The 18679-nt window shown below is 34.2% G+C and carries 24 protein-coding genes and 3 pseudogenes; 10 read left to right on the top strand and 17 right to left on the bottom strand.

Translation table 11 applies throughout. From position 1 onward, the window contains the following. Positions 1–38: 38 nt before the first annotated feature. Both AAGD87_RS07310 and AAGD87_RS07305 read right to left on the bottom strand, forming a co-directional pair. Positions 39–161, bottom strand: coding sequence for a hypothetical protein (locus AAGD87_RS07310; protein ID WP_341817578.1), 123 nt, complete (start codon positions 159–161; stop codon positions 39–41). A 226-nt stretch (positions 162–387) separates the two neighbouring features. Then, the gene (locus AAGD87_RS07305) at positions 388–591 is read right to left on the bottom strand and encodes a hypothetical protein (protein ID WP_341817577.1); all 204 of its coding nucleotides are present in this window, start codon (positions 589–591) and stop codon (positions 388–390) included. A gap of 48 nt (positions 592–639) precedes the next feature. On the opposite strand from AAGD87_RS07305, the gene AAGD87_RS07300 reads away from it, so the two are divergent. Further along, positions 640–936 (top strand): hypothetical protein, encoded by a 297-nt coding sequence (locus AAGD87_RS07300; RefSeq protein WP_341817576.1) that lies wholly within the window; start codon positions 640–642, stop codon positions 934–936. A gap of 58 nt (positions 937–994) precedes the next feature. Beyond that, positions 995–1846: pseudogene (locus AAGD87_RS07295) on the top strand (IS630 family transposase). Between the two features lie 52 nt (positions 1847–1898). On the opposite strand, the pseudogene AAGD87_RS07290 reads toward AAGD87_RS07295, so the two are convergent. From AAGD87_RS07290 to AAGD87_RS07275, 4 genes and pseudogenes are all read right to left on the bottom strand, one after another. Continuing rightward, positions 1899–2270: pseudogene (locus AAGD87_RS07290) on the bottom strand (Rpn family recombination-promoting nuclease/putative transposase); the annotation flags it as partial. A gap of 95 nt (positions 2271–2365) precedes the next feature. Next, positions 2366–2914, bottom strand: coding sequence for a group II intron maturase-specific domain-containing protein (locus tag AAGD87_RS07285; protein ID WP_341817575.1), 549 nt, complete (start codon positions 2912–2914; stop codon positions 2366–2368). Continuing rightward, positions 2887–4173: a reverse transcriptase domain-containing protein gene (locus tag AAGD87_RS07280; RefSeq protein WP_341817574.1), complete on the bottom strand. Its 1287-nt coding sequence runs from the start codon at positions 4171–4173 to the stop codon at positions 2887–2889. The genes AAGD87_RS07285 and AAGD87_RS07280 overlap by 28 nt, the downstream gene beginning before the upstream one ends. A gap of 509 nt (positions 4174–4682) precedes the next feature. Next, positions 4683–5224: pseudogene (locus AAGD87_RS07275) on the bottom strand (Rpn family recombination-promoting nuclease/putative transposase); the annotation flags it as partial. A gap of 113 nt (positions 5225–5337) precedes the next feature. Between AAGD87_RS07275 and AAGD87_RS07270 the strand changes: the two are divergent. After that, on the top strand, positions 5338–6258 hold the full coding sequence (locus AAGD87_RS07270) for a helix-turn-helix transcriptional regulator (protein ID WP_341817573.1): 921 nt from the start codon (positions 5338–5340) through the stop codon (positions 6256–6258). Positions 6259–6457: 199 nt separating this feature from the next. Here AAGD87_RS07270 and AAGD87_RS07265 read toward each other — a convergent pair whose 3' ends face one another. Continuing rightward, complete coding sequence (locus AAGD87_RS07265; RefSeq protein ID WP_341817572.1) at positions 6458–6586, bottom strand: hypothetical protein; 129 nt, start codon at positions 6584–6586, stop codon at positions 6458–6460. A gap of 22 nt (positions 6587–6608) precedes the next feature. On the opposite strand from AAGD87_RS07265, the gene AAGD87_RS07260 reads away from it, so the two are divergent. The 4 genes from AAGD87_RS07260 to AAGD87_RS07245 all read left to right on the top strand — a co-directional run bounded on the left by AAGD87_RS07260 (position 6609) and on the right by AAGD87_RS07245 (position 10389). Beyond that, positions 6609–7190: a RadC family protein gene (locus tag AAGD87_RS07260; RefSeq protein WP_341817571.1), complete on the top strand. Its 582-nt coding sequence runs from the start codon at positions 6609–6611 to the stop codon at positions 7188–7190. Positions 7191–7297: 107 nt separating this feature from the next. Then, entirely contained in the window at positions 7298–8467 is a 1170-nt protein-coding gene (locus AAGD87_RS07255) for a hypothetical protein (RefSeq protein WP_341817570.1), read from the top strand. Positions 8468–8534: 67 nt separating this feature from the next. Beyond that, positions 8535–9443: a helix-turn-helix transcriptional regulator gene (locus AAGD87_RS07250; RefSeq protein ID WP_341817569.1), complete on the top strand. Its 909-nt coding sequence runs from the start codon at positions 8535–8537 to the stop codon at positions 9441–9443. A 25-nt stretch (positions 9444–9468) separates the two neighbouring features. Next, positions 9469–10389, top strand: a complete 921-nt coding sequence (locus AAGD87_RS07245; protein WP_341817568.1) for a helix-turn-helix transcriptional regulator — start codon at positions 9469–9471, stop codon at positions 10387–10389. Positions 10390–10447: 58 nt separating this feature from the next. Here AAGD87_RS07245 and AAGD87_RS07240 read toward each other — a convergent pair whose 3' ends face one another. Then, a complete protein-coding gene (locus AAGD87_RS07240; protein ID WP_341817567.1) occupies positions 10448–11377 on the bottom strand; it encodes a patatin-like phospholipase family protein in 930 nt (309 codons plus the stop codon). On the opposite strand from AAGD87_RS07240, the gene AAGD87_RS07235 reads away from it, so the two are divergent. The 3 genes from AAGD87_RS07235 to AAGD87_RS07225 all read left to right on the top strand — a co-directional run bounded on the left by AAGD87_RS07235 (position 11319) and on the right by AAGD87_RS07225 (position 13389). Next, positions 11319–11759 (top strand): phospholipase D-like domain-containing protein, encoded by a 441-nt coding sequence (locus tag AAGD87_RS07235; protein ID WP_410541883.1) that lies wholly within the window; start codon positions 11319–11321, stop codon positions 11757–11759. The two genes, AAGD87_RS07240 and AAGD87_RS07235, sit on opposite strands and share 59 nt — an antisense overlap. Positions 11760–11914: 155 nt before the next feature. Next, positions 11915–12937 carry an IS110 family transposase gene (locus AAGD87_RS07230; RefSeq protein ID WP_114517465.1) on the top strand — a complete coding sequence of 341 codons (1023 nt, stop codon included), beginning with the start codon at positions 11915–11917 and terminating at the stop codon, positions 12935–12937. A gap of 227 nt (positions 12938–13164) precedes the next feature. After that, positions 13165–13389 carry a phospholipase D-like domain-containing protein gene (locus AAGD87_RS07225; protein ID WP_410541798.1) on the top strand — a complete coding sequence of 75 codons (225 nt, stop codon included), beginning with the start codon at positions 13165–13167 and terminating at the stop codon, positions 13387–13389. Here AAGD87_RS07225 and AAGD87_RS07220 read toward each other — a convergent pair whose 3' ends face one another. The 9 genes from AAGD87_RS07220 to AAGD87_RS07180 all read right to left on the bottom strand — a co-directional run bounded on the left by AAGD87_RS07220 (position 13390) and on the right by AAGD87_RS07180 (position 18598). Then, positions 13390–13596: a hypothetical protein gene (locus AAGD87_RS07220; RefSeq protein ID WP_341817566.1), complete on the bottom strand. Its 207-nt coding sequence runs from the start codon at positions 13594–13596 to the stop codon at positions 13390–13392. It lies immediately after the preceding gene. A gap of 141 nt (positions 13597–13737) precedes the next feature. Further along, complete coding sequence (locus AAGD87_RS07215; protein WP_341817565.1) at positions 13738–14073, bottom strand: ankyrin repeat domain-containing protein; 336 nt, start codon at positions 14071–14073, stop codon at positions 13738–13740. Further along, positions 14055–14270: a hypothetical protein gene (locus AAGD87_RS07210; RefSeq protein ID WP_341817564.1), complete on the bottom strand. Its 216-nt coding sequence runs from the start codon at positions 14268–14270 to the stop codon at positions 14055–14057. The genes AAGD87_RS07215 and AAGD87_RS07210 overlap by 19 nt, the downstream gene beginning before the upstream one ends. 151 nt (positions 14271–14421) lie before the next feature. Continuing rightward, positions 14422–15387, bottom strand: a complete 966-nt coding sequence (locus AAGD87_RS07205; protein ID WP_341817563.1) for a phage late control D family protein — start codon at positions 15385–15387, stop codon at positions 14422–14424. Beyond that, entirely contained in the window at positions 15384–15593 is a 210-nt protein-coding gene (locus AAGD87_RS07200; RefSeq protein WP_406828312.1) for a tail protein X, read from the bottom strand. Before AAGD87_RS07200 ends, AAGD87_RS07205 begins: the two co-directional genes overlap by 4 nt. Continuing rightward, on the bottom strand, positions 15590–15937 hold the full coding sequence (locus tag AAGD87_RS07195) for a phage tail protein (protein WP_341817562.1): 348 nt from the start codon (positions 15935–15937) through the stop codon (positions 15590–15592). Before AAGD87_RS07195 ends, AAGD87_RS07200 begins: the two co-directional genes overlap by 4 nt. Next, positions 15937–18231, bottom strand: a complete 2295-nt coding sequence (locus tag AAGD87_RS07190; protein WP_341817561.1) for a phage tail tape measure protein — start codon at positions 18229–18231, stop codon at positions 15937–15939. Before AAGD87_RS07190 ends, AAGD87_RS07195 begins: the two co-directional genes overlap by 1 nt. Continuing rightward, positions 18213–18344, bottom strand: coding sequence for a hypothetical protein (locus tag AAGD87_RS07185; protein WP_341817560.1), 132 nt, complete (start codon positions 18342–18344; stop codon positions 18213–18215). The genes AAGD87_RS07190 and AAGD87_RS07185 overlap by 19 nt, the downstream gene beginning before the upstream one ends. Then, complete coding sequence (locus AAGD87_RS07180; RefSeq protein WP_341817559.1) at positions 18341–18598, bottom strand: phage tail assembly protein; 258 nt, start codon at positions 18596–18598, stop codon at positions 18341–18343. The genes AAGD87_RS07185 and AAGD87_RS07180 overlap by 4 nt, the downstream gene beginning before the upstream one ends. Positions 18599–18679 lie beyond the last annotated feature (81 nt).

The following is an 18679-nucleotide window of genomic DNA, read 5'->3' as shown; positions in this document are numbered from 1 at the left end:
AACTTTTTCTTGTTGCGATTCTATTACTCTGGAAGACTTTACTCAAGTATAGCCTTTCTTATAATAGTCCGAATGCGATAAGATATGTGTTTATGGCTATAGCAGGCCAGTAGCATATTACGGTCTGTTCGGATTATTGTAAAAAGAGCTATAAATATCACTAAAAGTGAAGCTGAAAAATTTTAGCAGAGCTTGTTAAGCAAAAAGTTCTTGAGAAAAAGGATGATTCAGAAAATAGTGCTTATGGACTAAAGATCAAATTTGATGAAATTAAACAAGTTTAGCTTCCTTCCTGCCCAGTTTATGAGAATAGAACTCTTGCATAACTCATATGGACAACTCAAATTGTATAGCTCTTTTATAATAATCCGAACGGATCATAATACCCTACTGTCCTACGATAGCGATAAATACATATCTTATCATGTTCGGACTATTATAAGAAAGGTTATAGTAGAACAAGCTGCAAAGGATAGCAAAATATTGATTAAATATTGATTGTGTTGGAATATAGAAAGAAGTTATAGCCTTTCTTATAATAGTCCGAATGCGATAAGATATGTGTTTATGGCTATAGCAGGCCAGTAGCATATTACGGTCTGTTCGGATTATTGTAAAAAGAGCTATACTAAAAAAATTATGGGTGGTAAATTTAATGAGATTTCAGGGATTGTAAAATCACAAATAGAGAAAGCATGTCCCGGTGGAGAAGCTGGATGTCCTGGTAAGTTAAGTTTGAAAAAGTTTGACAAGTTTATGCTAGAATTTAATAGCAGGCTAAATGTTGTACTAAATCAATCAATACACCAAATGCTACATAATGAAAATAACGTACTAAAAATGGATAATATAAAAGAATCGCAAAGCTTAGGTTTATCTGGACCTAGAACTAGGTTAGATGATGTATTGATTGTGGGCAATCCCAGAGAATTATAGCCCTTCTCATAATAGTCCAAAAAGAGTAAGATATGGATTTATAGTAGTGAAGGTAAGGATGCCAGTAGCATATAGTTATGACTTAAGGAAAAAGGTAATGGAAGCGTTGGATGAAGGAGAAAGTGGAGAAACTGTTGCCAAGAGATTTAAGATCGGAAAAACAACTTTATATGAGTGGAAGAAAAGACGTGAGAAAACGGGAGATTTTCAGTCAAAAAAGCCTGGAAGCATGGCATAAAATTACCGACTGGAATGCATTTGCCGAATTTGCAAATGAGCAAGGTGGTAAAACTCAGTCAGAGATGGCTAAGCTTTGGGGCAATATTAGTAGACAAACAATTCATCGAGCACTTAAAAACATAGGATTCACAAGAAAAAAAAGACCTATGGATACAAAGAAAGAAATGAGGAAAAGCGAGCTCAATTTGCAAAGGTTATAGCGACAAAAGAACTTAAAGAATTAGTGTATATAGATGAGTCTGGCATTGATAGCACTGAAGACTACCCTTATGGATATTGTCAGAAGGGAAAGCGGTTTTATGCTCTAAAATCTGGTAAGAAAACTCAACGAATCAGTATGATTGCAGCCTTAAGTGGAAGAAAGGTAGTTGCTCCGTTAACCTTTGAAGGCCACTGCAATATGAATATTTTTAATGGATGGTTTGAGCAATTTTTGATACCGATCTTGGAACCTGGACAAACTGTTATCCTTGATAATGCTACTTTCCATAAGTCTAATAAGATTACCGAACTTGCTAAAGGGGTTGGTGCAGAAATTTTATATCTGCCTCCGTATTCTCCAGATTTTAATAAAATTGAGCATAATTGGTTTGCTATAAAAAACAGAATCAGGAAAAACATTTCTCTATTCAAATCTTTTCATCATGCTGTCGATTCTTCCTTCTTATGACCTCTTTGGACTATTATGAGAAGGGCTATAGTCGCTGGAAGAAGGTAGTGGACTAAAAAGTTTCTTCCTGAAGTTGTGCAATGTCAGCTTGAGGAAGGCCAGTTGTCTGGGAAATAACATTAATAGAAATGCCAGCCTTAAGTAGGTTTTTTGCAACTTCGATTTTTTCTGCTTTTCTGCCCTTTTCTTCGCCGATGAGGATACCTTCTTGTCTACCTTCTTGTCTACCTTTTTGAGTGGCATCATCGAGTTTTTGAGCAAGGACAGCCTGTTCATCACGAATACGCTTTATCTCTTGTTCATAGGCAATAAATTCTTTTTCTGACCAGTTGAATCTATTTAGTTCTTCATATGCTCTTTTAATTATTAGATCACTTCCTATTATTCTCTCTAGCTCTTCTTCACTAGTTTCGTCTGCATATCGTTGTCTAAGTGAAGAAGGTCGCCCCTCCTCACTCGACTTCAAAACCGTACGTGAGACTTTGCGCCTCATACGGCTTCTCTCTAATTTGGTGCTTGTCATGCACACCTCCTGTGTAATTCATCGTGACAATGCCCATGTAACAAAGATAAATTTTTGATCATATTGTTTCGTCTATTCCGGTCTTTATGATGTATTTCTATTATATCATCACTTTCAAACCATAGTCGACAATTATCGCATTTATTTTGTTGTAACTTCAATAATTTTATTACTCTTGATGGCTTATCTGGTATTTCTCTAAGACGATTACCCCAATAAACCCAATCACCATCATATGGAGATCTGGTTTTTTGCACTTTGATATGTCGTTTGATAACATGATCGCTGTGTATAGTAAGACGTATCTTGTTACTTGTCATAAAGCGCCAGTTTTCGTTATTATACTTCTTAAAGTATTTTCTTTTTATCCAGCATCTCCCTTTGTTTGGGTGCCTAAAAACTGCCCATCTCCAGAGTTTTCTATGCATAATATTATCCAATGAACTAAAGATTTTACATGAAACTACCGAGGAGTAATATTGACTCCATCCTCTATTTATTGGATTGAGATCCTTTATCACCCGTTCTTGTGGTGCTCCACGCATTTCTCTGAGCTTATGTTTATAGCCTTTCTTATAATAGTCCGAATGCGATAAGATATGTGTTTATGGCTATAGCAGGCCAGTAGCATATTACGGTCTGTTCGGATTATTGTAAAAAGAGCTATAATAGCTAGTGTATGCTGTTTTATAGAATTACGACTTGGTTTGATTAATAACTTGTAACCTTTCTTACTTTCTTTTGTTGGATATTGTCTTATTGAAAATCCAAGAAAATCGAATCCTGGTTTTGTTCCATTACTGGTTCTTAGTGAATGATAAACTTTTGTTTTAGAGGGCTTTAATTCTAGTCCGATGGTTTTTAACCACTCTTCAACTAAAATTTTTGCCTTAAGAATAATCTCTTTACTTTCATGTATGATGACAAAGTCATCAGCATAAAATATAACACTTATGGTTTTTTGTGCCTTTTTATGTGATATTTTTCCATATTTCCTTTTCGTGTGTTGAAAAAGTTCATTTGTTAATGTCTTTTTTATATGCTGTTCTAATCCATGTAATGCAATACAAGCAAGTAACGGTGAGATCGTCCCTCCTTGAATTGTGCCACATTTTGTAGATTGAAATTTTTCATCATCCATAACACCTGCTCTTAACCATCCTTTTATTATTTTCCTAATAGTTGGTGTGGTATTAAGTTTTTCCAACAGAGTGTTGTGGTCAATTTTGTCAAAGCATCCAGAAATATCGGCATCTAAAATGTATGCTGTTTTCTGTTTAAGCACATCAAATATGGCTTCAATTGCATCATGACAAGATCTACCAGGTCTAAAACCGTATGTGTTTGGCTCAAATTTTGCCTCCCACTCTGGTTCTAAAGCCATTTTTACAAGTGTTTGTTTTGCTCGACACGATATAGTGGGTATTCCAAGGGGGCGACGCTCCAATGGCTTACCAGGTTTTGGGATCCAAACTCGTCTCGATGGTTTTGCTTTTTCCTTCAAATCCATAGAATATGCTAATTGCATTCTTTCTTTTTGGTTGAGACTCGCTTTTCCATCGATACCTGCTGTCTTTTTCCCTCTATTGTCCTGTGTTACTCTTCTAACTGCGAGTATTCTTGCACTTGTTGATTTTTGTAATAATCTCTGAAGATTATGCACCTTTTTGATATCATTACATGTAGAAGCTCGGTAAATTCGTTTTTGTAGCTTAAATGAGGATTTCTTCAGCTTCCGCCAAGGAATTTCATTCCATTCATACCTAACTTTTTGTTGGTTCATAACATGTTCACTATTATTCACAACTTTACCTTCCAAATTACAGTGTTTACGTCTGCATATCCCAAATATTACTTTGGGCATTAGCTTCTTAAACAATCCCTCCAACATAAATACTTGCGGCTGACTACCTACTTATATTTATATAAATATAAGAGCATTTATGTGGTTACTCCGTTCCATGATCTTGTTTCACGTTGGACTTAGATTCCTACTGTTTGCCGGAAGCTGAGAACATCAGTAACTAAAGTTTTCAATCTTTAGTTCCCCTTTGTGCTTCGTACCGTTTTGGTCTATGCGTAATCCAACCTCCTTTCGCATATTGTGCTTTGACGACAATTCAGACGTAAGTTTCTCTCGTAATCATATCCAACTCTGTTTGCAGGGATTCACCACGAGGTTTAGTGTTACCTGCTTTTATCTCATGCTTGCATCCCAAAGGTTGCCACTCTTTGAAATGTGAGATATACATTATCCCTGATGTCTGGGAAGATGGAATTTAACCACCACAAAATCATGACCTTCCGGGTCGCACGAAAAAAGAAAACCCACCTTTCTACTGTGCTCTCTAGTTGCTCTACTCTATTTTTTGTAAATTTAGGCAACTCAATGAAAACGAATTGAAAATCTTTTAGATAATGTCCGTTGGTTTTTATCTCTCGTATTATGAGTAGAAATATACTCAACCTCTGTAGGAAATAGCGTACTATTGGAAATAGCAATAAAGAATACTTTCTTAAAATCAACGTAATTGCCAGATTGTCTTGAGTAAGCTTTGGCAGCATATAGTTGAGCACGTTTTTCAAAGCTCTTGTCCTTAGCGAGCTGCATCTCCGCAATATATCTATTTCCATGGGAATCTTTGCAGAGAACATCGACTATACTTTGTTTATCAGAAGCAATTTCAGGATTCATGATGGTGCTAAGGAACTCAACTTCTTGTATTGCGTTAGCACCAGCAAAGCCTAAGATGTCATTTAAAAAGTGGATAAGGATATTCTTATTTTTTTTCAGTGCCGAATATTTTTTTGAATGTCAAATCTAGCTTAGGATCTAAAAATTTAGAAAGAGCCATGAGAAAGTAAGATAAAAAGCATCAGTAATCATACACAATTCTGAAGAAATATTCAACTAAAATGCAAACATTTTGTATATCTTTATTTGGTAGTATTAAACTGTATAATATTTATGGCAAATATCTCTATAAGGTATCAGATAGCACAAAAAGTAAGGAGCTGGAGGTTAAAGCGAGGTTATACTCAAAAAGATTTAGCAAAAAAAATCGGCGTAACATATCAAATAGTACTACAATATGAAAAAGGAACACGTAAAATTTCGATTGAGAAGTTGTACGCTATAGCAGAGGTATTATCAATTAATATTATGGATCTTATTCCTGTATCAAGTGAAAAAGTCTGCCTTAAAAATAAGGAAGAAGAGATACTAAATTTAATAAGAGAATACAAAAAGATTAGCGGTCAGGAGCTACGTAAAATGTTTTGTTTATTAACCAAGTTTGCCCAAGTTGTTGAGAAAAGTAGTAAAAAATCAGAGAAAGTAAAAATTGCAAAGGGTCTGGTTAAAGCAGGAATTTCTGTTGATACTGTTTCAAAAACAATTGGTCTCTCTGCTGATGAGTGTGTTGAAGAAAAGGTTGGTTCTATATACTGCCAAATAGGAAAGAAGATAAAAGAGTGGAGGATAGTGAGAGGGTATACTCAAAAAGATTTAGCAGAGAAAATGAGTACAACACGTGACGAAATAAGCAACTATGAACAAGGATGTGTGGCTATTCCACTGGAAAAATTGTATGCAATAGCGGAAACATTATCGATTAATATCATGGACCTACTTGAACTAACAGAGGATGCAGATGATAAAGTGGAAAATGAATTACCGAATTTAATTGAAGAATACAAAGAAATTGAGAGTCAAGAATTACGGTATGTGCTAATAAAATCTCTGCTTGAAGGCATACGGATTTGTGAGGAGAAAATTAGAGAAGAAGAAAGAATCAAAATTGCAAAGAACTTAGTTAAAAAAGGAATTTCTACCGATATTATTTTGCAAATAACAGGCCTCTCTTTAGGCGAAATTCAACAAGTTTAAAATAAAAAAATCACCATGTATTAATATCTTTACCTCTTGATAAAAAAATAAGTAAAAAAGATTGAAAAATTGATTTGACTTCACTCGGAAGCTATGGCTCTATGCCAATGCTGATAAAAAAACAGCAGTAAATATTTAAAAAAAGTTTGTTGTTAGTGAAGGGTAAATTATATGAATAAAAGTAAAGAGGAAATAGAGTTCAGAATATTATAGCCTTTCTTATAATAGTCCGAATGCGATAAGATATGTGTTTATGGCTATAGCAGGCCAGTAGCATATTACGGTCTGTTCGGATTATTGTAAAAAGAGCTATAGAAAGCAAAGGCAAAGCACTACTTGATCGTGAAATAATGGAAACATTTTTAAGTGCAGTGCATGAAAGGCCACAGGCTCAAGAAATTGCTAAAAATCTAGTGAATAGCTATACGGGAGTAGGAAGGATTTTAGGTAGAGAAATGGATGACCTGAAAGTTATAGAAGGAGTGACTGATTCTGCAGTAGCAATGATTATGTGCGTTAAGGAAACACTAGAAAGGGTACTGAGAGAAAAGCTCAAGAGTGAGCCAATAATGGACTTACAAGGGCTAGTAGAGTACTTAAACGTAAGTATAGGCCACTCAGAAAGGGAATGTGTAAAAATACTGTACTTGAATAAGAGGCGCCAACTAATTGGAGAAGAATCCTATATTGGTGAAATGGAAAAAGCACCGGTATACATAAAGGAGATTATAAAAAAAGCATTAATAAAAAATGCAACATTAATAATAATGTCACATAACCATCCTGGAGGAAGCTTAGAGCCGTCAGAAGAAGATCAAGCAGTAACGAAGAGCTTAGCAGCAGCATGTAGTACTGTAAGCGTAAAATTGTTTGACCATATTATCATCACAAGTGGAGGCTATTTCAGCTTTCGAGAAAACGGATTGTTATAGCAGAAAATATTTGCAAATCTACTCATTATAATTTATAATGAGTAATAGAATGTATAATAATAAAGTTTATTGTACGCTTAAAAAGTATTTTTAATAGTGAGGATAATATGGGTAATAAAATAATTGTACCTTTTGATGATAAGAAAGGAGGTACTTATGAATTAAACGTTGATCTTGATAAATTATCAGAAGGTGAGATGTTAAATGCTATTATAGGAATTGGTCGTGTTAACCAGCAGTCCACCTTTGTAAGCAAAACTAATAAGGCTAAAAAACCTGGAGAAGTGCCCTTCCCTAATAGAGACGTTCAAATCAACTACGGAAAGGGACTTGATTACATATATGGCACAAAACCTATAAGTGATCAAGAAGATAAAAATCCATTTACCTCTGCCTTGCAAAAAATAAAGCCAAGTATAAGCGAAAGCGAAAAATTGAGCTGGTTTAAAAGTGCTGTGGTAAGAGCAAAAAGTTTAAAAGAGATGAATAAAGTTATAGATGAAGTAATAGATGATGGAGCAAGGCTAAATGCATGTAATGATGGGGAATGGAGTTTCGCAGAGTATGTAGTATTAGGTACACATTTTCATAAATTTGATAAGGTTGATCGTAAAAAGGTAATACGTAAATTAATGTTAAGCGGTGCAGAGTTTCATGATACTCTACTACAGAATAAACTGATAGGTGAAATCTATAATGAGCTACAACCAGAAATTCAGCCACAGATAGATAAGCAACTAGAAGAACTAGGAAAAGCTGGTGAAAGTGCTGTTCAGGAAGGAGCTTTAATAGATCTAGAAATAGATAATAGGACGTTTTTTGTGGAATTCTCTGAGGACAGCAAGGTAGAAGTTGCCAAAGTACTGAAAGCAAACAGAGAGTTAGGAAGTAATATTTTAAAAATTGGCAATAATGCAGTTGAAGTTAAAAGTGAGAAGGGAGGTATAAGAAACTACACTGATATGTCAGATGGAAGCTCTATTGTATTAGAATTTCCTACGAGCGTTGGTAAGCTAAATATTATATTGTACCAAGAGGCAGATCAGGTGCAAGTGAGAGTAGCAAATAAGGAAATGTGGGCTGAGTTACAAAAAAGAGGCGAAGAAATTGGAAAAAATTGCCTCTTTGGGGGAGTGAAACTTAAGGAAGTGGTAGAAAGAGGTAATTTCACTAGATGTGGCATATGGAGTGAAAAGCAGAAGGAAGTAAGTGAAAAATTGTTTTCATGGGTAGACAAAGTACGTGAAAATAGTAAAGAAACTTGTAGGGCACTTTAATTTAAAGGTTCCAGAGTCTAGCTATTATATCTGGAGCCTTTGAGCTATAGTATAAAATATTATATGTATGGTTCTTTTTGTGGAAAAAAGTCTAGATTATAAAGTGGGAGAAAAATTAAAAAGTTGGAGGTTAGAGAGAGGGTATACTCAGAAAGATTTAGCAGAGAAAATTGGTGTAAAGTATTGGGTGATACTGCAATATGAGAAAGGGAATCGTAGAGTTCCAATTGAAAGGTTGTATGCTATAGCTGAGGCATTATCAATCAGTATTACGGATCTAATTCCTGTATCAAAAAGCTGTCTTGAAGATGAGGGAGAAGAAATATTGAATCTAGTAAGAGAATATAAAAAGATTAATGACCAAGAGTTACGTAAGATGTTTTGTTTACTAACCAAATTTGTTCAAGTTAGTGAGAAAAGTAGCAGGAAAGCAGAGAAAGCGGAAATAGCAAAGCGCTTGGTTAAAGCAGGAATTTCTGTTGATATTGTTTCACAAATAATTGGCCTCTCTGCTGATGAATGTGTTGAAGAAAAAGTTGGTTCTATATACTGCCAAATAGGAAAGAAGATAAAAGAATGGAGGCTAGTGAGAGAGTATACTCAAAAAGATTTAGGAGAGAAAATGAATACAACACGTGACGAAATAAGCAACTATGAACAAGGAAGGACTGCTGTTCCACTTGATAAATTATATGAAATGGCAGAAGCATTATCGATTAATATTACGGATCTACTAATAGAGGAAGGGAGTAAAGTGAAAAATGAGCTACCTGATTTGATTAAAGAATACAAAGAAATTGAGAGCCAAGAACTACGTAATGCATTAATAAAATCTTTGTTTGAAGGGATGCATATTTGCGAAGAAAAAGTGAGGAAAGCGGAAAGGATCAAAGTTGCAAAGGATTTAGTAAAAGGGGGAATTTCTATTGATATTATTTTGCAAATAGTTGGTTTATCCGCTGATCAAATTGCATGAAAATTTATTTCTAAGTAAGGTATATATGTTTGTTTCTGTAAGAGATGTTAGTTCTATACACTACAAAATAGGGCAAAAAATAGAAGATTGTAGATTAATGCAAAGGTGTACTCAAGCAGAGTTAGCAAGTAAAATCGGATTAGCATATAAAGAAGTAACCAATTATGAAAATGGGTATATTCATATTCCGATTGAAGTACTATATGTAATAGCAAGAGTACTGTCAGTTAATGTTGTAGATCTATTACCTAAACCAATAACAGTAAGAGAGTATGAAGATGAAGACGAAGAAATATTCTATCTAACGAAAATATATGAGAATCAAAAGTTAGGCAAAATAGTACCTTCATTAGTCAGGTTTGTTCATATTAGCGAGAAAATCAATCAAGAGGAGGCAAGATTAGAGGTAGCAAAAAATCTAGTAAAAGAAGGAGTTTCAGTTGACATAATTTCCCAAGCAACCGGCTTATCTATTTACGAGTATGATAATACAGAGAAAGAAGTCTGCACTGATTCTATATACTACAGAGTAGGGCAAAGAATAAGAGAATGGAGGTTGATGAGGAGATATACTCAAAAAGATTTGGCGGATAAAGTTGATTTAACGCTCAAGGAAATACACGAATATGAAAAAGGATGTACTGCCATCTCATTTGATAAATTATATGAAATAGCAAGAGCATTATCAGTGAATATTAAAGTTTTGCTACCTGAAACGAGAGAAAGTAAAGAAGAAAATAGGCTATTGAGTTTAATAGACGAGTACAGAGAACAAGAATCATTAGATGCGTTAGTCAAATCTCTATCTGAAGATATGAAAAGCGGCAAGGAAAAAGTTAAAAAAGCGGAGAAAATCAAGGTTGTAAAAAATCTAGCAAAGGCAGGTGTTGCTATTGATATTATTGTGCGAGCAAGTCGCCTAACTGCTGATGAGTGTGAAAATTGAATTGTGTTAAAGACGGTTGGGAGTGTTAAATAATATATTAAGATATAAGTAAAGATAGTTATATATTTAACACTTCTATGCAGAATTTCTCTATCACTTTCTGATTGTTTTCTATCATTGCCTTTGCCTCCTCCTGAAGAGATTTGATATTTTTTGATGTAATATTATCCATGTCAGGTGATGCTATTTTTAATCGCGATTGTATACGTATATATTTATCACCTATAACTTGATCAAGTTGGTAATTTACTGAATCTAAACTTGAGGCAAACATCACATGTAATAGTGGTTTTATCCAGCCTATTTTTCCAAGTCTCTTTGAATTGGCATACTCTATGCTTCTATCTGTTCTTCCAGTACCTATCGATAACAGTAGAATATCATTATTTGGAAATAACCTCTTACCACTTGCATATGCACAAGCCGCTGGATTATTTGCAAATACCCCTCCATCCACTAATACCATTTCCTTTTGGTTGATTTTAAGATATTTAGGTGCAAAGTAAGTAGGTGCAGCCGTTGCAGCTCTGAGTGCATCTCTCAGCTTAATATTACCTTCTTTCCAGCTTTTGAAGAAAAATGGGCAATTATTCTGAATATCGTAACTCGTAATCAACACGTTACTTAAAGTGTTTTTAAGGATATCATCGCCAAAATATTTATGAAGTACATACTCAATATTTTTACTGGGGTATTGTGCATAGTTAAACCAAGATAGTATTGATCGCCTAAAAAATGAAGACTTAAAAATATATGCTCCGTACTCTTGGTAAAGCTCAACTAAATCATTGGCTGAATATTGGGGATTTCCTTGATTATCTTTCTTGCATAACCCTGCTACAACAATTCCACCGGTTGAGGTTCCTGCCATTAAGTCAAAGATTTCAGCTATAGTTCTTCTTGTTCTTTTTTCTATTTCTGCTAATATTATGGCTGGTATTATGCCCCTTATGCCTCCTCCGTCAACTGAAAGGATATATTTAATCATGTTTAGATATTTATTGATTTTTTTAACTTGTTTGCTTTTATCAGGTTGTGTTTCTTGTCCAAGTACTACTGTATGTTTCACTCCTAGAGAAAATTGCACCAACCTAATAATTGATTCCGTGGATCATGCTAAAAAATCCGTGTTGGTTCAGGCATACCAATTTACCTCAAAGCCTATTGCTGAATCCTTAGTTCAAGCTAAAAAGCGTGGAGTTGATGTCATGGTTATTCTCGACGAATCGCAAGTTAGCTCAAAGTATAGTGTTATTAATGAACTGTTTCATCAAAAAATCCCAATATACATAGACTATAAACCTTGTATCTTGAAAAAAGCATCTAATGTTTTAAGCTTAAGCATTAGTTGGAGAAGGGAGGAACTCTGATATAAACCTTAGATATAAAATCTGTTTTGCAGATAAGAGCTCCCTCTCAAAAGTATAGGCTGGACGGCGTCTTAGAAAGACCTAAATGGTTCTAATTCTGTATTAACAAGGTTAGCCTTACTTTTCATTTTTAATGGTAACGTATGGGGTTATATATGATCAACAACTTTCTTGGCATAGATGTATCAAAAGATCGCTTTGATGTTTTTCTCTCATTTATAAGTAAAAAAGGAAAACGTGAAACTAGGAAAAGGAGCTTTAAGAACGATGATCATGGGTTTCAAGGTTTACTGAGCTTTCTACAAAAACATAATGTAGAACAAGTAAAAGCCTGCATGGAAGCTACCGGTTGTTATAGTGAAGCTTTGGCTGAATTTCTACACAATACTGGACATTTTGTTAGTGTTGTAAATCCTTATTGCATAAAATCCTACGCAAGAAGTAAGCTTACACGGCAAAAAAATGATCAGACTGATGCAGAAATTATTGCTGATTGTTGCCAAAGACAGGAACCTACTCGTTGGACACCACCTTCTCCTGAACTGAAAAAATTAAAACATCTTTATCGTTGCTCGGTTGCGTTAAAAGATGAATTGATATTAGTAAATAACCACTTAGAAAAAAAAGAGAGACTGCCCAAAGAAGTTGCAAATGCTTGGGAAGACCTTGCAATGAATATAGCTCAAAAAATAGAAACAATAAAAAACTCCGTACGTGAACTATTAAAGCAACACAAAGAGTTGTTGGAAAATTTTCAACTTCTACTGACTATTCCAGGAATAGGAGAGGAATCAGCAGTAGCTATTTTAGCTGAGGTTCCTGACATAGAAGTTTTTAGAAATGCCAGACAATTGGCAGCATATGCAGGAGTTATACCGAGAAATATAACATCAGGTTCATCTGTATATGCCAAACCCAGATTAAGTAAATCCGGTTCACAACCATTACGTAAGGCACTTTTCTTTCCTGCCATAGTAGCTAAGAATCACAATCCTATTATTATGAGCTTTTGCCAGAGATTAAAGGAAAAGGGTAAGCATAATATGGCCATAGTTGGGTCTGCAATGCGTAAGTTACTTCATATTGTTTTTGGTATTTTAAGATCAAAAAAGGCTTTTGATCCTGACCATATCAAAAACTACAGGGCCAGGAGGTTAACTGAAGGTTTAGTACTTTAAAATCAAAAAATGCTTCCATTCTATCTTACGTAAAATGGCATCTTACACAAATTCATTGAATGTAATTAGTATGTTGATAAGTAAATTAGTTTTATATATACAAGACAGCAGAAATTTACTTATCAACATAACTATAATCTGTATCCGCTATACAGGATGTGAGTTGGAAGTATTTTTTAGTTTTACAATACAGCCTAGGCAATGAGACAATTTTTATAATTTTTTTGTTGACTGACAAGACGGCGTCTGCAATTTCACACAGTAAAATTATGATTATTGATGAGCAAAAAATCATAACTGGATCTTTCAATTTCTCTGACGCCGCGCAGAAAAAAAACGCTGAGAATCTACTGATTATAACAGGAGACCCTACATTAGTTGAGCAATACATCGAAAACTGGAAGGATCGTCAATCTCAATCTGATCCTTATACACCAAAAGTAGAAGAATAATTACTTTAAATCAGCTTTAAGCTCATCCAATTCCTCAGAAAGATTTTTTACCCTTTCCTCAAGTACTAATACTTTTTCCATTAAACCATATTCAATAAGTTTATCGTGAAATTGTACCCTTGAGTCTAGCTTGGATAACCACCATATGATTGCTACGGTTTGGATTAATATGGTAATAATTACTGTAATTGGGATTTTTTTTAGCATATTTTTTACTGGTTATAAAATAATTGCAAATTACTGATAAAAGAAGAAATATGTTCAGTTTCTATATTTTGCTGTGGTAGTCACTATTTGAATTCGTATTGCTCTTCTGCAGATCCTTATGACTCCAATATATCTTTGATATTATTTGCTATTTTTGAGCGAGCCTTCTGCATTGGAAAGTAGTTTTATTACTTCTCTGTATTGCTTGTTTTTATCTTTATTACGTTCTTCTGATATTACAGCCATGCTTCTAGGTGTTCTTCCATCTTTAGCTACAGCAATAGGATCTGCTCCTTTGTCTAATAAAAATTTAACAATTTCCAAACGTCCTTGATCTGCAGCATAATGCAGCGGTGTCCATCCCTCATACCCACCAGAAGCGCCTATATCAGCTCCTTTTTGCACTAGAAAATCCACAACTTCTAAACAACCTGCCTCTGAAGCATAATGTAATGCTGTTAATTTAGGAACCTGCACATTATAGCCTTTCTTATAATAGTCCGAATGCGATAAGATATGTGTTTATGGCTATAGCAGGCCAGTAGCATATTACGGTCTGTTCGGATTATTGTAAAAAGAGCTATAACATCTAATAGATTTTCTACCAAAAGTTTTACAACCTCTAAGTTACAATTTTCAGAAGCAATTTGTAGTACTGTTTTATAATTACTCACAGCTTTACTCTTTGTATAGCAACATGTAACAACAACACATATAATTGTTATCATAAGCCATAGAAAATTTATCTTATTCTTTATGTTCTTACTTATTTTGTTCATGTCTAACATTTTTTTAGAATTAAATAATCATTTGCTTAAGTTTCATTTAAATAGCTTTGCTCACTTTTGCCTCTACTATAGTTTGATATCCTCTATTATTCAGAATATGTTCTGCCTTGCTAATTACCCATTCACCTTCAATTTCCTGACAAAATCCTGAAAGGCTGATCTTAGCTTCTGCAAATAATTCTGGATTACCAGGAACAGTTACATTTAAACTTGATGTACTACGTTTTAGTTGTTTTAACTTGGCTGCTGCTGCACTAATTGCTGATTCTGCGGTAGAGTAAAGCGTTTGCAGGGTATAACTTGGACCCTCATTTCCCACTTTCTCTTCTATAGTTTCTCCCTTTTCATAACTGTGCCATTTTGCAATAACAGATCCATATTTGTTACGCACATTAAAATTTACCTCCCAATTTATAATATCTTTAGGTGTTAATACTGTTGTACCTAACATCTTTCCAGTCGCTGATCTTGCTTCTCCCTTTGGAATAAAAATTATATATCCTCCTGCTGGTTTTACTAACGCATCATATTTTTTGCCTAATCCTTCCAAAAAACTCATGTCGCTTTCTTCTGCTTGAATGGTATGTGGTATAAATATATTTTCAAATCTTTCAGCGACTTTACCTTCATACCCATGTTCTTGTGCTATTTCTTTAATCAAATCTCCCAAGGTAATGTCTTTCCATTCCTTTGATTTTCTTTCCTTTAATGATCCTCTTAAACTTGCAGCATCACATTTTATTCTTAAAGTTTGCGGTGGACTTTGTATTGTAATTTGATTTGCCTTATATACCCCCATAGGTAATAAACCTGTTTCTTTATATCCTAGAAAAACCTGTAAATTACCCTTAAGTTCTAAAGCGCTAGAGCTATAATTAATGCATATCTCAGCTTCGTCACTTGTAGTACCGGATCCATCAGTTACACGTAGTAATATTAAACTCTTTTTTAAAACCTCTGTTACTGGGTTATTTTTTGCTACTATATCAAAATCTGGTGTCATTCATCTAAAATATTTATAACAGATTCTTTCAGTATTTTTTGAATTTTAGGAAGCTTAATTCTTAATCCAGCGGGCAAAAAACTTCCATGTTCTGCAAGGCCTGGATTTTCAAGCAATACTTCCTCCACTGCTCCACTACTGTATCCATAATGTTTCCAGCAAATTTCATCTAACATTTCGTTTTCTTTCGTGTAATAATAAATCACTTACTGTAACCTTTTAACTTCAAAATAAACTCAACTTTTCTCGGTTTTCCATCAGGAAAAAATAATATCTGTTTTTCTTCTACATTAGTAATGACAAAATTTCCAAGTATATTTCCTGAATTATCAACCAGAACGTGCGGTTCTTGAGTATCGCGTATATTTTTTAGCTGTTCTAAGCCGTTACTCTGATAACGCGGATAAATCACTCCTGTCAGATCAATACATTCAATTCCTGAGCCAATGTTTTGTAGCAACGTTTTTTCAATACATTCAATTGTATACCACCTTTTTTCTTTACTGTATCTTAGGCTTATTGGTTCAAGCTTACATTTTCCAAGCAACATCAATGTAACTCTTCAACTATATCAAAAAGTGCCCCACGTGCTTGTTCTCTAAATCGTTCTATTACTGCATCAGCAACGCTGCGGACATCTTCAGACTTAATGTTGATATTAAACGTTTGATAGAATGCTTGGTTATATACTTTAGATTCCCTATTTTCATATCTACTTTTCTTGAATGCTTTCTCAACTTCTTCTTGTTCTATAGCTCTTTTTTCTTCTATAACACCTTTAACTTTAAAACTCTCAAAATTGCCTTTACTATTTTCTGAAAATTGTTTAATAGCACTATTACTTGTCAATGGGGTTCCGTTACTGAAAATGCTATTTTTAGAAAGCCTATTAACAACATTTCCATTATTTTCAAATTTTCTAATCGGACTATTCTCAGCAAATATGCTACTAACTTTATTTCCTATCCATGAAAAAGTTTCTCCTATGGGTTTAATGAGTGATTTTATGTATTCCCAAAAGTTAGAGAAAAAGTCTTTTACCTTTTGCCAGTTAGTGATAACAAGAGCTGCACCAGTAACAAGACTCGCTATTAAAAGTCCAATTGGGTTAGTCATTACAGCTAGTGTTATTGCTCTTAGCCCTGTTATTACTGCAGGAAAAACTATACTTGATAAAGATGAAAATGTTGTCAGTATCGTTGCTTTAAGACCAAAAATTGTACTTCCTAATAAAGTAATTCCATAGCCTACTCCCACTACTAAGACTTTCAAACTTATCAAGGCTGCTAAAGTACTCATGATTGCTGTAGTTAAAGTTGGATATTTTTCTGCAAAAGAAGCTATACGCTCTGTTATTGCTTTCAAACTTCCAGCTACATAATTTAAAGTAGGTAACATTACTGACCCTAGATTCATGCCAGCTTCAAATACTGCATTTTTAAGTAATTGTAATTTATTAGCTGTAGTATTTGCCCGATTGTTAAATTCGTCCTGCATTGAAGCGTTATATTTTTCTTTATCAGCTAAATGTTCAATAGCTTTCTTGTAAATGTCTAAGCTTCCTACTAAAAGAGCAATGTCATCTTGAAACCCAGCGCCAAATAGATTCATAAGAATACCGGCACGCTCTTGGTCATCTATTTTTTTTAAAGTTTCAAGAAATTGCAATATTGCCTCTTGAGGATTTTTTTTAATAGTTTGTTCGAGCTCTTCTATACTTGTTCCCATCTCATCTAATGCATCGTGAAATTCAGGACTTTGCTCTCTTGCGGTCTGTAATTTACTAAGAAAGTTATTTATAGCAGTTGCTGCTTTTTCGGGTTGTTTACCTAAACTTATGAACGCACTTGCTAAGCTACTTGCTTGATCAATTTCTAAACCAAACTGTTTAGCATTACCACCAATTCTATTCAGTGTAAGAACCATTTCCTTAGCTTTGGCAGCAGTATTATCTGAAAGATGGTTTATTATGTTACCTACATTTTCCATGCCATCAACTTTAATTCCATAGACATTGGATATTTTTGCAATAGCATTACCAGCTTCTTCTGCCGACATATCAAACGCTGTGGTCATTTTGGCAACTACTGTTGTAAACTTTATAAGATCATTTTTGTCAATACCAAGTTGACCACCACTTGCAGCTATTTGTGCTAATTCTGCAGCTGACAAGGGTATTTCACGAGACAACTTTTTGAGCTCTTGAGCAAATTTATTAGCTTCATCTTTTTTACTATCAAACCTTACTACTTTCTTTACATCAGCCATAGCCGATTCAAAATCAATTGCAACTTTAACTGGAGCTGCAAGCGTTAATCCAAGCCCAATTGTTTCTATTATTTGTGACTTAAAATGTGCTTTGCTTGCTAAAAAACTTTGGTGACTACGTATTGCAGATCCAAGCTTACCATACTTACCTTTTAATACTTCAATAGAAGAGCCAAGTTTATGTTGGTCACTTACTAAGTACTTAATATTTCTTCCACTTTTCCTTACTTCTTCATTGAATGAATGTAAAGCATCTCTCTTTTTCAAATATGCTTCTTTTGCTTTTGTTGCGGAGGTTTTGGCCTTGTCAAATTCTGCTTTTAAAGTTTTGCTCGGTTTCTCTATTGCTTTCATTTGTTTAGCTAAAGATTTTACTTGATCTTCAAAGCCCTTCCATGACCTTCTGCTAGTTAAAACATCATGACCCAACTGCTTAAACTTTGATACTGATTTTAAAGATGAGTCAAGCTTTCTTATATTCTCACCAAGACGGGTAAGTTGACTACTACTTCCTTTTATTACAGTATTAAAACTTCCATCTAAAACTGCTCCGATTTTTATAGATAATGTTGACATTGTACCTTCCTCACTGCTTTATGCCATAAGATAAATTCACTAATCTCCATATCAAGAATGTGCTCAACTCCACCACCTATGATAGAGCCAAGCACTAGTATTTCTAATCTCAAGTTTTTTGGATAATCGGTGAAAAAAAATCCTTTAATACCTCTTGTACTTTTACATAATCAGCAATATCTAACTCTTCAATCGCTTCTTTTGCAACTGATGTCAAATTGGCAGTCAAAGTTACTTCCTTACTTAGATCACTACCACTAAGTCTCTCAATAGCTAGATAATCTCTAACTTTTGGACGTCTAACGGTAAGTTCTGAGACAGAAATACCATCAACTGTAATTGGGTTGTTTAGTGTTATAGTTTGCATAAAATTCTCCTATAAAAAATAAAATCTTGTAAAATGTTGTAACTATTTGATCAACATCTAAAAAATAGAATTCTAAAAATC

The organism is Wolbachia endosymbiont (group A) of Pherbina coryleti (genome assembly GCF_964026875.1).
GTDB classification, from domain to species: domain Bacteria; phylum Pseudomonadota; class Alphaproteobacteria; order Rickettsiales; family Anaplasmataceae; genus Wolbachia; species Wolbachia pipientis.
This window is presented reverse-complemented; position numbering and strand designations above follow the sequence as displayed.

Excerpts from the sequence above, each read along its gene's own strand:
- AAGD87_RS07305 (WP_341817577.1), bottom strand. The coding sequence starts at position 591 with ATGCTACTGGCCTGCTATAGCCATAAACACATATCTTATCGCATTCGG.
- AAGD87_RS07300 (WP_341817576.1), top strand. The coding sequence starts at position 640 with ATGGGTGGTAAATTTAATGAGATTTCAGGGATTGTAAAATCACAAATA.
- AAGD87_RS07285 (WP_341817575.1), bottom strand. The coding sequence starts at position 2,914 with ATGCGTGGAGCACCACAAGAACGGGTGATAAAGGATCTCAATCCAATA.
- AAGD87_RS07270 (WP_341817573.1), top strand. The coding sequence starts at position 5,338 with ATGGCAAATATCTCTATAAGGTATCAGATAGCACAAAAAGTAAGGAGC.
- AAGD87_RS07260 (WP_341817571.1), top strand. The coding sequence starts at position 6,609 with ATGGAAACATTTTTAAGTGCAGTGCATGAAAGGCCACAGGCTCAAGAA.
- AAGD87_RS07255 (WP_341817570.1), top strand. The coding sequence starts at position 7,298 with ATGGGTAATAAAATAATTGTACCTTTTGATGATAAGAAAGGAGGTACT.
- AAGD87_RS07250 (WP_341817569.1), top strand. The coding sequence starts at position 8,535 with ATGGTTCTTTTTGTGGAAAAAAGTCTAGATTATAAAGTGGGAGAAAAA.
- AAGD87_RS07245 (WP_341817568.1), top strand. The coding sequence starts at position 9,469 with ATGTTTGTTTCTGTAAGAGATGTTAGTTCTATACACTACAAAATAGGG.
- AAGD87_RS07235 (WP_410541883.1), top strand. The coding sequence starts at position 11,319 with ATGGCTGGTATTATGCCCCTTATGCCTCCTCCGTCAACTGAAAGGATA.
- AAGD87_RS07240 (WP_341817567.1), bottom strand. The coding sequence starts at position 11,377 with ATGATTAAATATATCCTTTCAGTTGACGGAGGAGGCATAAGGGGCATA.
- AAGD87_RS07230 (WP_114517465.1), top strand. The coding sequence starts at position 11,915 with ATGATCAACAACTTTCTTGGCATAGATGTATCAAAAGATCGCTTTGAT.
- AAGD87_RS07220 (WP_341817566.1), bottom strand. The coding sequence starts at position 13,596 with ATGCTAAAAAAAATCCCAATTACAGTAATTATTACCATATTAATCCAA.
- AAGD87_RS07205 (WP_341817563.1), bottom strand. The coding sequence starts at position 15,387 with ATGACACCAGATTTTGATATAGTAGCAAAAAATAACCCAGTAACAGAG.
- AAGD87_RS07195 (WP_341817562.1), bottom strand. The coding sequence starts at position 15,937 with ATGTTGCTTGGAAAATGTAAGCTTGAACCAATAAGCCTAAGATACAGT.
- AAGD87_RS07190 (WP_341817561.1), bottom strand. The coding sequence starts at position 18,231 with ATGTCAACATTATCTATAAAAATCGGAGCAGTTTTAGATGGAAGTTTT.
- AAGD87_RS07180 (WP_341817559.1), bottom strand. The coding sequence starts at position 18,598 with ATGCAAACTATAACACTAAACAACCCAATTACAGTTGATGGTATTTCT.